At 74.0% G+C, this 12,606-nt stretch carries 15 protein-coding genes and 1 pseudogene; 2 read left to right on the forward strand and 14 right to left on the reverse strand.

What is annotated here, in order from left to right:
• Positions 1-8: 8 nt before the first annotated feature.
• The 9 genes from EDD26_RS13510 to rpsB form a co-directional block, all read right to left on the reverse strand.
• A complete protein-coding gene (locus EDD26_RS13510) occupies positions 9-731 on the reverse strand; it encodes an alpha/beta hydrolase (RefSeq protein WP_123698181.1) in 723 nt (240 codons plus the stop codon).
• A 45-nt stretch (positions 732-776) separates the two neighbouring features.
• Entirely contained in the window at positions 777-953 is a 177-nt protein-coding gene (locus EDD26_RS13515; RefSeq protein WP_342769317.1) for a hypothetical protein, read from the reverse strand.
• A 112-nt stretch (positions 954-1,065) separates the two neighbouring features.
• Positions 1,066-1,734 carry an aggregation-promoting factor C-terminal-like domain-containing protein gene (locus EDD26_RS13520; protein ID WP_245989923.1) on the reverse strand — a complete coding sequence of 223 codons (669 nt, stop codon included), beginning with the start codon at positions 1,732-1,734 and terminating at the stop codon, positions 1,066-1,068.
• Between the two features lie 70 nt (positions 1,735-1,804).
• Entirely contained in the window at positions 1,805-2,353 is a 549-nt protein-coding gene (locus EDD26_RS13525) for a DivIVA domain-containing protein (protein ID WP_123698613.1), read from the reverse strand.
• Between the two features lie 28 nt (positions 2,354-2,381).
• On the reverse strand, positions 2,382-3,311 hold the full coding sequence (locus tag EDD26_RS13530) for a phosphatidate cytidylyltransferase (protein WP_245989925.1): 930 nt from the start codon (positions 3,309-3,311) through the stop codon (positions 2,382-2,384).
• Between the two features lie 22 nt (positions 3,312-3,333).
• Positions 3,334-3,885: a ribosome recycling factor gene (gene frr / locus EDD26_RS13535; RefSeq protein ID WP_123698182.1), complete on the reverse strand. Its 552-nt coding sequence runs from the start codon at positions 3,883-3,885 to the stop codon at positions 3,334-3,336.
• 44 nt (positions 3,886-3,929) lie between these two features.
• Positions 3,930-4,643 carry a UMP kinase gene (pyrH, locus tag EDD26_RS13540; RefSeq protein ID WP_123698183.1) on the reverse strand — a complete coding sequence of 238 codons (714 nt, stop codon included), beginning with the start codon at positions 4,641-4,643 and terminating at the stop codon, positions 3,930-3,932.
• Positions 4,644-4,803: 160 nt separating this feature from the next.
• Entirely contained in the window at positions 4,804-5,631 is an 828-nt protein-coding gene (gene tsf / locus EDD26_RS13545; RefSeq protein ID WP_123698184.1) for a translation elongation factor Ts, read from the reverse strand.
• A gap of 10 nt (positions 5,632-5,641) precedes the next feature.
• Positions 5,642-6,562, reverse strand: coding sequence for a 30S ribosomal protein S2 (gene rpsB, locus EDD26_RS13550; protein WP_123698185.1), 921 nt, complete (start codon positions 6,560-6,562; stop codon positions 5,642-5,644).
• Between the two features lie 262 nt (positions 6,563-6,824).
• Here rpsB and EDD26_RS13555 point away from each other — a divergent pair.
• Positions 6,825-7,175 (forward strand): annotated as a pseudogene (locus tag EDD26_RS13555) (murein hydrolase activator EnvC family protein); the annotation flags it as partial.
• A gap of 144 nt (positions 7,176-7,319) precedes the next feature.
• Here the strand turns inward: EDD26_RS13555 and EDD26_RS13560 are convergent.
• From EDD26_RS13560 to EDD26_RS13580, 5 genes are all read right to left on the reverse strand, one after another.
• On the reverse strand, positions 7,320-8,222 hold the full coding sequence (locus EDD26_RS13560) for a tyrosine recombinase XerC (protein WP_123698186.1): 903 nt from the start codon (positions 8,220-8,222) through the stop codon (positions 7,320-7,322).
• A gap of 1 nt (position 8,223) precedes the next feature.
• On the reverse strand, positions 8,224-9,117 hold the full coding sequence (locus EDD26_RS13565; protein WP_245989926.1) for a metallophosphoesterase: 894 nt from the start codon (positions 9,115-9,117) through the stop codon (positions 8,224-8,226).
• 126 nt (positions 9,118-9,243) lie between these two features.
• Entirely contained in the window at positions 9,244-10,449 is a 1,206-nt protein-coding gene (dprA, locus tag EDD26_RS13570; RefSeq protein WP_123698187.1) for a DNA-processing protein DprA, read from the reverse strand.
• The gene (locus EDD26_RS13575) at positions 10,446-11,957 is read right to left on the reverse strand and encodes a YifB family Mg chelatase-like AAA ATPase (RefSeq protein ID WP_123698188.1); all 1,512 of its coding nucleotides are present in this window, start codon (positions 11,955-11,957) and stop codon (positions 10,446-10,448) included. The genes dprA and EDD26_RS13575 overlap by 4 nt, the downstream gene beginning before the upstream one ends.
• Positions 11,954-12,307 (reverse strand): YraN family protein, encoded by a 354-nt coding sequence (locus EDD26_RS13580; protein WP_123698189.1) that lies wholly within the window; start codon positions 12,305-12,307, stop codon positions 11,954-11,956. Before EDD26_RS13580 ends, EDD26_RS13575 begins: the two co-directional genes overlap by 4 nt.
• 110 nt (positions 12,308-12,417) lie before the next feature.
• On the opposite strand from EDD26_RS13580, the gene EDD26_RS13585 reads away from it, so the two are divergent.
• The gene (locus tag EDD26_RS13585; RefSeq protein WP_123698190.1) at positions 12,418-12,606 is read left to right on the forward strand and encodes a hypothetical protein; all 189 of its coding nucleotides are present in this window, start codon (positions 12,418-12,420) and stop codon (positions 12,604-12,606) included.

The raw sequence follows: 12,606 nt of genomic DNA on the forward strand, positions 1-12,606 counted from the left end.
GCGCGACCCTAGACGGGCCAGTGCGTCGGCAGCGGCGCCGCGGCGGGGTTGGCGCGCGCGACGATCTCGTCGAGCACGCGCCGCACCTGGTTCTCGCCCACCCACAGGTGCTTGCCGCCCTCGACGGCGACGATCTCGGCCTCCGGCACGACCGAGAAGCGCTCGCGCGCCTCGGCCGGCTGCAGGTAGTCGTCGAGCTCCGGCACGATCGCCGTCATCCGCTTGCCGGATCCGGCCCAGGCGCGCAGCTCCTGCTCGCTCGTGCGGTGCAGCGGCGGCGACAGCAGCAGCGCGCCGACGGCGCTCGACTCGCGGCCGTGCTTGAGCGCGACCTCGGTGCCGAACGACCAGCCGAGCAGCCACGGCGACGGCAGCGCGCGCTCGGCCACGAGCCCGAGGGCGGCGGCGAGGTCGTAGCGCTCGTCGTCACCGCCGTCGAACTCCCCCTCGCTGCGGCCGCGCGGGCTCTCGACGCCGCGGAAGTTGAAGCGCAGCACCGCGAGGTCGGCGAGCGCGGGGAGCCGGAGCGCGGCCTTCCGCAGCACGTGCGAGTCCATGAAGCCGTGGTGGGTCGGCAGCGGGTGCAGGCAGACGAGGGTCGCGACCGGATCGCGCTCGAGCGGCAGCGCCAGCTCGCCGACGAGCGTGAGGCCGTCGAGCGTGTGCAGCTCGATCTCCTCGCGCCGTGCGGGCAGCTCGGCGCCGGAGCGGATCTCGATGGTCTCCGTCACGTCATCTCCTGTCTCGCCCTCCCGGGCATCCGAACGCGGGTGCGGTCAGCGCGCGCGCCAGCACCCGGTGTGCCAGTGGCGCCGATCCTCGAGCGCGCGCTCGTCGCCGAAGATCGAGTCGGCGCGCCACACCACGACGTGCGCGACGCCCGCCGGCACCGTGCCGCCGCAGCCGGGGCACGCGTACTCCTTCGCCGCGTTGCGCGGCGAGATCGGCTGCACGTGCCACTCCGCTCCCGCACGATGCTCGGTGCGGGCCGCGCCATGCATCAGGCGGTCGACGTCGAGCGGCACGTGGGGCTGCGCGCGACGCTTGGGCCGCCGCGCGGCCACCTCAGTACCAGCCGACAGACTCTGAGTGGCCCCAGGCGCCGCAGGGCGTGCCGTAGCGGCCGGCGATGTAGCCGAGGCCCCAGCTGATCTGGGTGATGGGGTTGGTCTGCCAGTCGGCGCCCGCGGTCGCCATCTTCGAACCGGGCAGGGCCTGCGGGATGCCGTAGGCGCCGCTCGAGCGGTTCTGCGCGTAGACGTTCCAGTTCGACTCGCGCTGCCACAGGTTGTAGAGGCACGAGTACTGGTCCTCGCCCCATCCGCGCGCCAGCACCATCTGTCGGGCCGCGGCCTGGGCGCTGCCGGGGTTCGGCGCCGCGACGGCGGGGATCGCGATCGACGCCGCGCGCGGGGCGCTCGCGGCAGCGGGTGCGGCGGCGGCTGCCGGTGCGGCGGCGGGTGCCGGCTCGGGCGTCGGCGTCGGCGTCGGGGTCGGCGTGTGCACCACGATCTCGTCGCGGACGAGGGAGGCCTGCGAGCCGGTGATCGCGTCGACGGCCTGGCCGGCGCGGGGCTGGCTCGGCAGCGACGCGGGCTCGGCCATCACCTCGGAGCCAGGGCTCGCGGCGACGGAGACGAGCACGAAGCCCGCCGCGGCCACGAGCGACACCCCGGAGAGCACGCCGCGCGTGCGCGTCGAGCGCGCGGAAGCGGAGTGGGACCTGGTGAACACGAGAATCGACGTTATCACGGAATGGTAACGACGCCCAGGGTCGAGCCCTGGCGGCGGAGGCCCGCAGCGGTCAGCGGACCGCCAGCATGAGGCTCACGACGGTGTCGAACAGCTGGTCGACCTCGTCCTCGTCGTAGCCGCCGAACTGGGCGTCGAACTGCGCCGTGCGCACCTCGCGCACCGTCATGTCCGGCCCGTCCTCGAGGTAGTCGGCGATCTTCGCGGCGAAGCGGTCGACCTCCAGCACCCGGTAGCCGCGCGAGATGCGGCTGACGCGGCGGAAGCGCTCGCCGTCGGGGCGCTTGAGCGTCTCGAGCGCCTGCTGCGCCCGGTCCCGCACCTTCGCGTACCAGGCGTCCTCGCCGTGCTCGACGACGCCGCGCTCGTGCTCGCGGCGCGCGAAGGCCTCCTCGAGCCGCTCGAGCGCCGCGTCGACGTGGGCCGGCGAGTAGCCGCCCTTCTGCATCGTGAAGCTCATGCGGCGGATGGTGGAGCTGTCGATCGCGGTCGCCGCGCGCGCGTCCGTGGCGTACGCGCGCCGAGCATCCTCGAGGAAGTCCTCGACCTGCTCGATGTCGTAGCCGGGCTGCGAGCGCTTTGCCCTCGGGAACGTGCTCATCGTCTCCATCATGCCAGCGGCAGCCTGGTCAGGCGTGCACCACCTGGAACAGGGCCATCATCACGACGGCGCTCGGGAGGATCGAGTCGAGCCGGTCGAGGAAGCCGCCGTGGCCGGGCAGGAACGAGCCGATGTCCTTGATGCCGAGGTCGCGCTTGATGATCGACTCGGCGAGGTCGCCGACCGTGGCGGCCGCGACGAGCAGCGCCGCGAGGACGAACCCGAACCACCACTCCTGCTGCAGCATCCACACCGAGAGCGCGATGCCGGTGATGGTCGCGAACAGGGCGCCGCCGGCGAGCCCCTCCCAGGTCTTGCCCGGGCTGATGCGGGGCGCGAGCTTGTGGCGGCCGAGCAGCACGCCGGCGGCGAGCGCGCCGGTGTCGATCACGGTCGTCATGATGATCATCGCGAGCGTCCACCACTGGCCGCCGTCCTGCGCGGTGAGCAGCACCGCGAAGCCGCCGAGCACCGCCACGTAGGCGATGCAGAGCGCTCCCCCGGCGATGTCGGCCGCGACGGCACGGACGCCGGTGCGGGTCCTGCGGTCGGCGAGCTCGAGCACCCGCGCGAGGGCGACCGCGGCGATCGCGCCGAGCGTCGACCACCACATGCCCGCGGCCCCGAGCACCCACGTGATCGGCAGGATCGCGCTGCCGAGCAGCACGAGCGGGATGCGCGGCACGTCGCGGCCGCCGAACCGCATCGCGCTCGCGAGCTCGTAGAGCGCGAAGCCGACGAGCACGGTCGCGAAGACCATGAACAGCGTCTTCACCCACAGCAGGCTCGCCAGCAGCACCACGCCCAGCACGACCGCCATGCCGGTCGCTGCCGCGAGGTCGCGGCCCGTGCGCTTGTTCACGCGCGCGCGGGTCGCCTCGATCTGGTCCCGCGCGGCGTGGATCTGCGCCTGGATCTGCGCCTCGATCTCGGCGGGGCTCCGATGCTCTCGTCGCACGCGTCGCCTCCCGACTCCTCGATCAGACCTCGAGGAGCTCGGACTCCTTCTTCTTCAGTGCGTCGTCGATGCCGTCGACGGCCTGCTTCGTCGCGGCCTCGAGCTCCTTGCCGGCGCGCGCGACCTCGTCGTCGCCGACCTCGGTCAGCTTGTCGAGGTCGCTGAGCGCCTGGCGACGGATGTTGCGGACGGCGACGCGGGCCTGCTCGGCCTTGTCCTTGACGATCTTGACGTAGTCGCGGCGGCGCTCCTCGGTGAGCTCCGGCATGACGACGCGGATGATCGCGCCGTCGTTCGACGGGCTGACGCCGAGGTGGGGCGCGGCGACGATCGCGCGCTCGATGTCCTTGAGCGCGCTCTTGTCGAACGGCGTGATGACGAGCGTGCGCGCGTCGGGCTGCTGGAAGCCCGCGAGCTGCACGAGCGGCGTCGGCGAGCCGTAGTACTCGACGAGCAGCTTCTGGAACAGCGCCGGGTTGGCCCTGCCCGCGCTGACCGTCTGGAAGTCGGCCTTCGCGACCTCGATCGACTGGGCCATCTTCTCCTTGGCCGAAGCCAGAACGTCGCTGATCACGTGGTTCCTTCCGTCGCTGCTGAGTGTATTGCGTGGGGCGGGCGTCAGGCGCGCACGAGCGTGCCGACGGGCTCGCCGAGGAGCGCGCGCTCGAGGGCGCGGTCGCCGTCCATGCCGAACACGCGCATGGGCATCCTGTTGTCCATGCAGAGGCTGAAGGCCGTCGAGTCGACGACCTTGAGGCCGCGGACGAGCGCGTCCTGGTAGGTGATCTCGTCGAAGCGCGTCGCCGTCGGGTCGTGCTTGGGGTCGGCCGAGTAGACGCCGTCGACGCCGTTCTTCGCGACCAGCACCTGGTCGGCGGTGATCTCGAGCGCGCGCTGCGCGGCGACGGTGTCGGTCGAGAAGTAGGGCAGGCCCGCGCCGGCGCCAAAGATGACGATGCGGCCCTTCTCGAGGTGGCGCTCGGCGCGGCGCGGGATGTACGGCTCGGCGACCTGCGTCATCTGGATGGCCGACTGCACGCGCGTCTCGGCGCCAGCCTGCTCGAGGAAGTCCTGCAGGGCGAGGGCGTTCATCACGGTGCCGAGCATGCCCATGTAGTCGGCGCGACCGCGCTCCATGCCGCGCTGGCTCAGCTCCGCGCCGCGGAAGAAGTTGCCGCCGCCGACGACGATCGCGATCTCGACGGTCTCCGCCGCATCCGCGATCTGCCGGGCGAAGGAGGCGACCGCGTCGGGGTTCACGCCGAGGCTGCCGGCGCCGAACGACTCGCCCGAGAGCTTCAGGAGGACTCGGCGTCGCGGCTGTGCTGTCATCGGGCGTCCTCCTGGGGGTCACGACCCGAGCGGGCCGTGCAGAAGCCTACCGTGCGCCGGTGGCGGGACTCGTCCCCCGCGGGCCGCTCCGCGCCTGCGGGACCGTCCGCGGACGCGAAGAGGGCCGGGGTCTCCCCCGGCCCTCATCGTGCGTTCGTGCCTACGCGCCGACCTTGAAGCGCGCGAAGCCGGTGACCGTGAGGCCGGCGGCCTCGAGCACCTTGGCGACGCTCTGCTTGTTGTCGCGTGCGTAGTCCTGGTCGAGCAGGACGATCTGCTTGAAGAAGCCGCTGATGCGACCCTCGATGATCTTCGGCATGGCGCCCTCGGGCTTGCCCTCGCCGCGTGCGATCTCGGTGACGAGCTCGCGCTCCTTCTCGACCGCATCCGCCGGCACCTCGTCGCGGGTGACGTAGGTGGGGTCGAACATGGCGATGTGCTGCGCCACGGCGCGAGCCGTGTCCGCGTCGTCGCCCGAGTAGGCCACCACGACGCCGACCTGCGGGGGCAGGTCCTTCGACGTGCGGTGCAGGTAGACGGCCTGCTGCTCGCCCTCGATGCGAGCGACCTTCGTCAGCTCGATCTTCTCGCCGAGCGTCGCGGCCTGCTGCTCGATGACGGTCTGCACCGTGCCGGACTCGGCCGGGGCGGCGAGCGCCGAAGCCAGGTCGGTGGCGCCGGCGGCCGCGACAGCGGCGACCACGCGGTCGGCGAGCGCGATGAACTTCTCGTTCTTCGCGACGAAGTCGGTCTCGCAGCCGATCGCGATCATCGTCGTCGCACCGTCGACGGCGGCGACGGCCACGAGGCCTTCGCTCGTCGAGCGGTCGGCGCGCTTCGCGTTGCCCTTCGCGCCCTTGAGGCGGAGGATCTCGGTGGCCTTCTCGACGTCGCCGCCGGCCTCCTCGAGGGCTGCCTTCGTGTCGCTCATGCCGGTGCCGAGCTGCTCGCGCAGCATCTTGAGGTCGGCGATGCTGATGGATGCCATCCGCTGCTCCTTACTTGGACTCGGGCGTCGTGTCGCCCTCGGTGGTCTCGGCGGGCTGCTCCTCGGCGACGGGCGCGTCGGCGGCCGGCTCCTCGGTGGCGGGCTCGTCGGCGACCGGTGCCTCGGCGGCCGGCTCCTCGGCCTGCGTCTCCTCGACGACCGGCGCGGCGGCCTCGGCCTCGTGCTGCTCGAGGAGCTCGCGCTCCCACTCAGCCATCGGCTCGGCAGCGGCGTCGCCACCACCGTGGCGCTGCATGAGGCCCTCAGCGGCAGCGTCGGCGACGATCTTCGTCAGCAGCGCGACGGAGCGGATCGCGTCGTCGTTGCCCGGGATCGGGTAGGCGACGTCGTCCGGGTCGCAGTTCGTGTCGAGGATGGCGATGATGGGGATGCCCAGCTTCTTCGCCTCGTCGACCGCGAGGTGCTCCTTGTTCGTGTCGACGATCCAGATCGCCGACGGCGTGCGCTGGAGGTTGCGGATGCCGCCGAGCGACTTCTGCAGCTTCAGGAGCTCGCGCTTCTTGAGCAGCAGCTCCTTCTTCGTGTAGCCCTGCGTGGTGTCCTCGAAGTCGAGCTCCTCGAGCTCCTTCATGCGGCTCAGGCGCTTCGAGACCGTGTTGAAGTTGGTGAGGAGGCCACCGAGCCAGCGCTGGTTGACGTAGGGCTGGCCCACGCGCGTCGCCTGCTCGGCGATCGACTCCTGCGCCTGCTTCTTCGTGCCCACGAAGAGCACCGAGCCGCCGTGCGAGACGGTCTCCTTGACGAAGTCGTACGCCTTGTCGATGTAGGCGAGCGACTGCTGCAGGTCGATGATGTAGATGCCCGAGCGCTCCGTGAAGATGAAGCGCTTCATCTTGGGGTTCCAACGACGGGTCTGGTGCCCGAAGTGGACGCCGCTGTCGAGCAGCTGGCGAGTCGTGACGACGGCCATGGCCGCCTCCTTCTTCTGTTCTGGTTGCCGGCGCGACCGGGTGGTCGAGCCCCTGGCGCCCTGACGCACCACCACCAGGCGCGCGAGCGAGCTCGAGCAGCTGGACCGAAGGGGGTGTCGTCGCGACGGGCGCGCGAAGTCATCGCATGAGCGATGCCCTCCCACGATACACGCTCGGGGGCCCTGCTCGCGGACGCCCGCTCTCCACCGCTCGCCTCGCGCGGCGCACGCGCGCGGCGGCCGCCCGGGCACCATGCGGGGCATGCGCATCCTCGCGGTCCTGCTGGCGGTCGCGGCCGGCACGTGGGCCTGGCCGGTCTCGTCCGCCGCGTCGCCGCTCGACGTCGTGCGCGCGTTCGACCTGCCTGCGTCACCCTACGGCGCGGGCCACCGGGGCATCGACCTCAGGGCGTCCGCGGGGTCGGCGGTGGTGGCGCCGGACAGCGGCGTGGTGCGCTTCGCGGGACCGGTCGCGGGCCGGCCGGTCGTCTCGATCGAGCACGACGGCGGGCTCGTGTCGAGCTTCGAGCCGGTCGAGCCGTCGGTCGTCGCGGGCGCGCGCGTCGAGCGCGGTGAGACCATCGGGCTGCTGCTCGCCGGCCACGGAGGCACATCCGGGCTGCACGCGCGGCTGCACCTCGGCGCGCGGCTGCGCGGCGCCTACGTCGATCCGCTGCCGCTCCTCGGCGTCGCCCGGCCGGTGCTGCTGCCGATGCGCGGCGCCGCGCCGGGCCCGGCGTCGGGTTCGGCGTCGGGCTCAGGCTCGCGGATGCGCGCCGCGGTACGCCTCGGCGAGCCGCTCGAGCGAGACGTGCGTGTAGATCTGGGTGGTGCCGAGGCTCGCGTGCCCGAGCAGCTCCTGCACCGCTCGCAGGTCGGCGCCGCCGTCGAGCAGGTGCGTGGCCGCCGTGTGGCGCAGCGTGTGCGGGCCGTGCGGGCCGGAGCCGGGGATCTCCTCGAGCAGCGCCGTGACGAGCTCGTGCACGCGCCGCTGGCCGAGCCGTCCGCCCCGGGCGCCGAGGAAGAGCGCCGGATGGGCGCGCTCGGCGTCGGCCAGCTGCGGGCGGCCGACGCGCATCCAGTCGAGCACCGCGTCGAGCGCTGGCCGCCCGAACGGCACGACGCGCTCCTTCGAGCCCTTGCCCGTCACGCGCACGGTGAGCCGCTCGAGGTCGACGTCGTCGACGTCGAGCCCGACGAGCTCGCTCACCCGCAGCGCGCTCGCGTAGAGCAGCTCGACGACGGCGAGGTCACGGAGCGCCACGGGGTCACCCTCCCCCGCGGCGGCGGCGAGCGAGCCGAGCACGCCGTCCATCACCTGGCGCGAGAGCACGCGCGGCAGGTGGCGGTCGCGCTTCGGCGTGCGCAGGCGTCCTGCGACGTCGGCGCCGCCGTGCGCGGCGATCCAGCGGCTCAGCCCGCGGGCGGCCGCGCTGCGGCGCGCGATCGTCGACTTGCCCATGCCGGCCTCCGAGCTCGCGTAGAGCCAGTCGCGGAGCACGTCGATGTCGAGCGCGGTGGCGTCCTCGAGGCCTGCGCCGTCGCAGTGCTCCGTGAGGCTGCGGAGGTCGCCCCGGTAGCCGCGCACCGTGTTCGCCGAGTACCCGCGCTCGCGCTCGAGGTGGTCGAGGTAGCCGTCGACGGCCTCGGCGATCTGCACGTCAGTCCGGCTTCCGGCTGAAGCGGTCGGCGCGCGTCTCGGGGTCGAGCGCGATCACCTGCTCGGCGAGCTGCAGCGAGATCGTCTCGCGGGTCGGGTGCGGCAGGGCTGGCACGACGGAGTGCGCGATGCTGTCGGCGTAGACCTCGATGAGGTTGAACGACTGCGTCGCGTCGATGCCGTGCATCGCGGGCGGCGGGCCGCCCAGGTCGTCGGCGTAGCTCGTGGCGCCGGCGAGCACGACCGGGATCTCGGCGAAGGTGCCGGAGCCGTTGATGTGGAGGTGGCCCGAGAGGATCGCGCGCACGTCGGCGCCGCCGATCGCCTCGGCGAGCAGCGCCTCGTCGCGGAACTCGAGCAGCCGCATGAGCTGGCCCCGGTACGCGAGCGGCGGGTGGTGCATCACGAGCACGGTGCCGAGCGGCGGCGGGTCGGCGAGCGCACCCGCCAGCCACGCGGCCTGCCCGTCGTCGAGGCCGCCGTGGTGCCAGCCCGGGAGGCTCGAGTCGAGCGCGACGATGCGGAGGCCCGCGACCTCGAGCACCGAGTCGAGCGGGTCGAGCGGCGCCCCCGGCAGTCCGAGCGACGCGCGCATCGGTGCGCGCTCGTCGTGGTTGCCGGCGGTCCAGACGATGGGCGCGCCGATGCCGGCGGCGACCGGCTCGAGGATCTCGCGGGCCAGCGCGTACGCCTCCGGCTCCCCCAGGTCGGCGACGTCGCCGGAGACGACGATGACGTCGGCGTCGGCCGCGGCGACGGCGAGCCGCTCGGCGGTGGCGCGCAGGTGCCCCTCGGTGTCGACGACGCCCGCGAGCGGCGCACCGCCCGCGAGCAGGTGGGTGTCGCTGAGGTGGGCGATCACCGCAGCCGGTTCCGGATGCATCCCGAGGGTCACGCGCCCAGGCTAGTCACGCCAGGGCGCCGCGCGGTGCCGCCTCGCCCGCGACGAGGACCCCGTCGACCCGACGGGACCCGGTGCACCGGGTCCCGTCCGGTGGAGCGGGTCCCGTCGGCTACTGGGTCACGATGACCGCACCCAGCCGCTGCCCCGCTCGACGGCCCGCCCGCCCAGCTCGAGCAGCGCGAGCGAGGCCGAGACGTCGGACGGCGCCATGCCGGTGCGGATCGCGAGCTCGTCGGCAGATCGCGGGGCGCGGGTGCTGAGCGCGTCGAGCACGCACATCTCGTCGCGCGACTCCCCGCCGAGCGGCGCGGGCTCCTCGCCCGGCCCCTCGACGAGCTCGACGATGTGCTCGGCGCGCTCCACGAGCACCGCGCCGTACTCGCGCAGCAGCCGGTGGCAGCCGGTGCTGCCGCCGGAGGTGACCGGCCCCGGCACCGCGCCGAGCGGACGGCCGAGCGCCGCTGCGTGCCCCGCGGTGTTGATCGAGCCCGACCGGCTGCCCGCCTCGACCACGACCGTGACGCTCGCGAGCGCCGCGATGAGCCGGTTGCGCGCGAGGAACCGCCAGCGGGTCGGCGGCACGCCGCTCGGCGCCTCGGCGATCACGCACGCGGTGTCGGCGACGCGCTGCAGCAGCTCGTCGTGCCCGGCCGGGTAGAACCGGTCGAGGCCGCCGGCCAGCACCGCGACGGTGACGCCGCCTGCCGCCATCGTGGCGCGATGCGCCGTGCCGTCGATCCCGTAGGCGCCGCCGGAGACGACGGCGTAGCGCCGGCCGACGAGGCCCGCCGCGAGCTGCCCGGTGACGAGCTCGCCGTAGCCGGACGAGGCGCGCGAGCCGACGAGCGCTGCCGACCGCTCGCACGCGGCGAGCGCTGCCGGGTCGCCGCGCATCCAGAGCGCCGCCGGGGCGTGCGGTCCGAGGTCGTCGAGCGCGTGCGGCCAGTGCTCGTCGGCTCGGGTCAGGAGCCGCTGACCGAAGGCGGCGCCCTGCGTGAAGGCGCCGAGGATCCGTTCGGCGGCGAGCCGCGGCTGCCAGCGCGCGATCCCCTGCGCGACGCCGCTCGCCGACTCCCGATCGTCGAGCTCCCGCACCCAGTCCGCGGCGGTCGCGCCGTCGATGAGCAGCTGCAGCGACCGCACGGGGCCGAGGCGCTCGCGCACGAGGCCGGCGACGCCGTCGCCCGGCTCGGGCAGCACCGTCCACGCGCCCGCCGCGAAGCGCTCGAGCACGTCGGCATCCGAGATGTCGGCCTTCCCATCCGGCAGCGTCGGCGTGACGGCTGCCCGCAGCCGTGCGAGGTCGATGCGGAAGGGGGTCATGCCGGGATCCCCTTCCGGAGCGAGAGCGCTCGACCGATGTGCGTCCGCGTCGGGCCGGCGACGCCGTCGAGGTCGGCAGCGGTCCACGCCACGCGGATCGCGCGGTCCATGCCGCGCATCGTCAGGGCGCCGCGCTCGACGGCGCGCTCGAGCGGCTCGAGGAGGGCGCGGTCGAGCGGGAGGTTGCGGCGCAGCCACGGCCCGGGCACGTGGCCCATCGCCGTCCAGCCGGTGCCGGCGAGGCGCTGCGCCGCGCGCTCCCGTGCCGCCGCGACCCGGGCGGACGCCTCCGCGGTCGTGCGACGGGCACCGTCGGCCCCCGGCGCGACCCGGTCGACCCGCACCTGCAGGTCGACGCGGTCGAGCAGCGGACCCGAGAGCCTGCCGAAGTACCGACGGCGCTGCTGCGGCGCGCACGTGCACTCCCCGGAGCCGAAGAGGCCGCACGGGCAGGGGTTCGCGGCGAGCAGGAGCTGGAACCGAGCGGGGAAGGTCGCGACCCCGATCGCTCGGTGGATCGTGATCGTGCCGGACTCGAGCGGCTGCCGCAGCATGTCGAGCACCGCCCGTGGGAACTCGGGAGCCTCGTCGAGGAAGAGCACCCCGTGGGTCGCCCGCGCCGCCGCACCCGGGCGGATCGCGCCGGAGCCGCCGCCGATGAGCGACACGGCGGTGGCGGAGTGGTGCGGATGCTCGAACGGCGGCAGGACGTCGAGGGTCGAGGGCGGCGGCTCGCCCGCGAGCGAGCGCAGCGACGCGACCTGGAGCGCGGCGTCGGTGTCGAGCGCCGGCAGGATGCCCGGGAGCCGCATGGCGAGCATCGTCTTCCCCGCGCCGGGCGGGCCGACCATCATCAGGTGGTGCGCGCCGGCGGCCGCGATCTCGAGCGCCTGCACGGCATCTCGGTTGCCGACCACGTCGGCGAGGTCGAGGTCGGCGTGCATCCGAGGCACCGCGGCGGGCGCCGGCACGGCGTCGACCGGCTCGGGATCGAGCTCGGCGCCCAGCAGCGCCGCGGCATGCGCGAGGCTCGGCGCGCCGAGCACGCGGATGCCCTCGACGAGCGACGCCTCGCCGACCGACCCGGTCGGCACGACGATGCGCGTGCGTCCCTCCTCCGCGGCGGCTCGGGCGAGCGGCAGGGTGCCCGTCACGGGTCGCAGCCGTCCGTCGAGGCCCAGCTCGCCGATGAGCGCGGTCTCGCCGTCGTCCGGCGGCACGACGCCCGTGGCCCGCAGCACCGCAATGGCGATCGCGAGGTCGAAGTGCGTGCCCGCCTTCGGCAGCGACGCGGGCGTGAGGTTGATGACCACGCGCCCGCTCGGCGCCGCGATGCCCATGCGGGCGATCGCGCTCCACGTGCGGTGCTGCGCCTGGCGCACCGCCTGATCGGGCAGCCCGACGATGAAGACCGCGGGCAGCCCGGACGCCGCGTGCACCTCGATCTGCACGCTGATGCCGGCGAGTCCCTGCAGCGCGATGCACGCCGCCCGGCCGAAGCCGCTCACTGGATGCCCCGTAGGTGCTCGACCCGCCACGAGCCCGCGCGGGGCGCGACGATGCCGACCGCATCCATCCGGATGGGGCCGCGGTGCGGCCGCTCCTGCAGCCACAGCCCCGCGAGGGTGCGCAGCCGCCGGACCTTCGCGGGCGTGATCGCCTCGAACGGATGGCCGTGGGCGAGCCCGCGCCGGGTCTTCACCTCGACGAAGACGAGCGTGTCGCCGTCGAGCGCGACGATGTCGAGCTCGCCGTAGGCACAGCGCCAGCGCCGCTCGACGATGCGCATCCCGGCGCGCTCGAGGTGCACGCTCGCCGCGGCCTCGCCGTCGAGGCCCAGCTGGTCCTTCGCTCGCATGGGCGCATGGAAGCGCAGCGAGCCGCCCGTCGGTGCGGGCTCGGGCACCGCCTGTGGAGAACGCAGATGGGCCCTACCGCCGGCCGGGGCCGCGGTGCCACGCTGGGCGCATGGAGATCGCGTGGACGCCCGAGCTCAGGCGGCTGCTCAGCGGCGGCGTGCACATCGCGCTCGACGGCGACGAGGCGGCCGCGATCGACGACGTGCTGCGGCAGCTGCGCGAGGCGGGCATCGAGCCGGACCGCGAGCAGGCGGCCACGATGGTGCGCGAGGAGCGCTCCAAGCGCACCGAGAGCTGA

It is taken from the genome of Agrococcus jenensis, from assembly GCF_003752465.1.
In the GTDB taxonomy this organism is placed as follows: domain Bacteria; phylum Actinomycetota; class Actinomycetes; order Actinomycetales; family Microbacteriaceae; genus Agrococcus; species Agrococcus jenensis.

Excerpts from the sequence above, each read along its gene's own strand:
- EDD26_RS13585 (WP_123698190.1), top strand. The coding sequence starts at position 12,418 with ATGGAGATCGCGTGGACGCCCGAGCTCAGGCGGCTGCTCAGCGGCGGC.
- rpsB (WP_123698185.1), bottom strand. The coding sequence starts at position 6,562 with ATGGCCGTCGTCACGACTCGCCAGCTGCTCGACAGCGGCGTCCACTTC.
- EDD26_RS13525 (WP_123698613.1), bottom strand. The coding sequence starts at position 2,353 with ATGAGCACGTTCCCGAGGGCAAAGCGCTCGCAGCCCGGCTACGACATC.
- pyrH (WP_123698183.1), bottom strand. The coding sequence starts at position 4,643 with ATGACAGCACAGCCGCGACGCCGAGTCCTCCTGAAGCTCTCGGGCGAG.
- EDD26_RS13580 (WP_123698189.1), bottom strand. The coding sequence starts at position 12,307 with ATGCGAGCGAAGGACCAGCTGGGCCTCGACGGCGAGGCCGCGGCGAGC.
- dprA (WP_123698187.1), bottom strand. The coding sequence starts at position 10,449 with ATGACCCCCTTCCGCATCGACCTCGCACGGCTGCGGGCAGCCGTCACG.
- tsf (WP_123698184.1), bottom strand. The coding sequence starts at position 5,631 with ATGGCATCCATCAGCATCGCCGACCTCAAGATGCTGCGCGAGCAGCTC.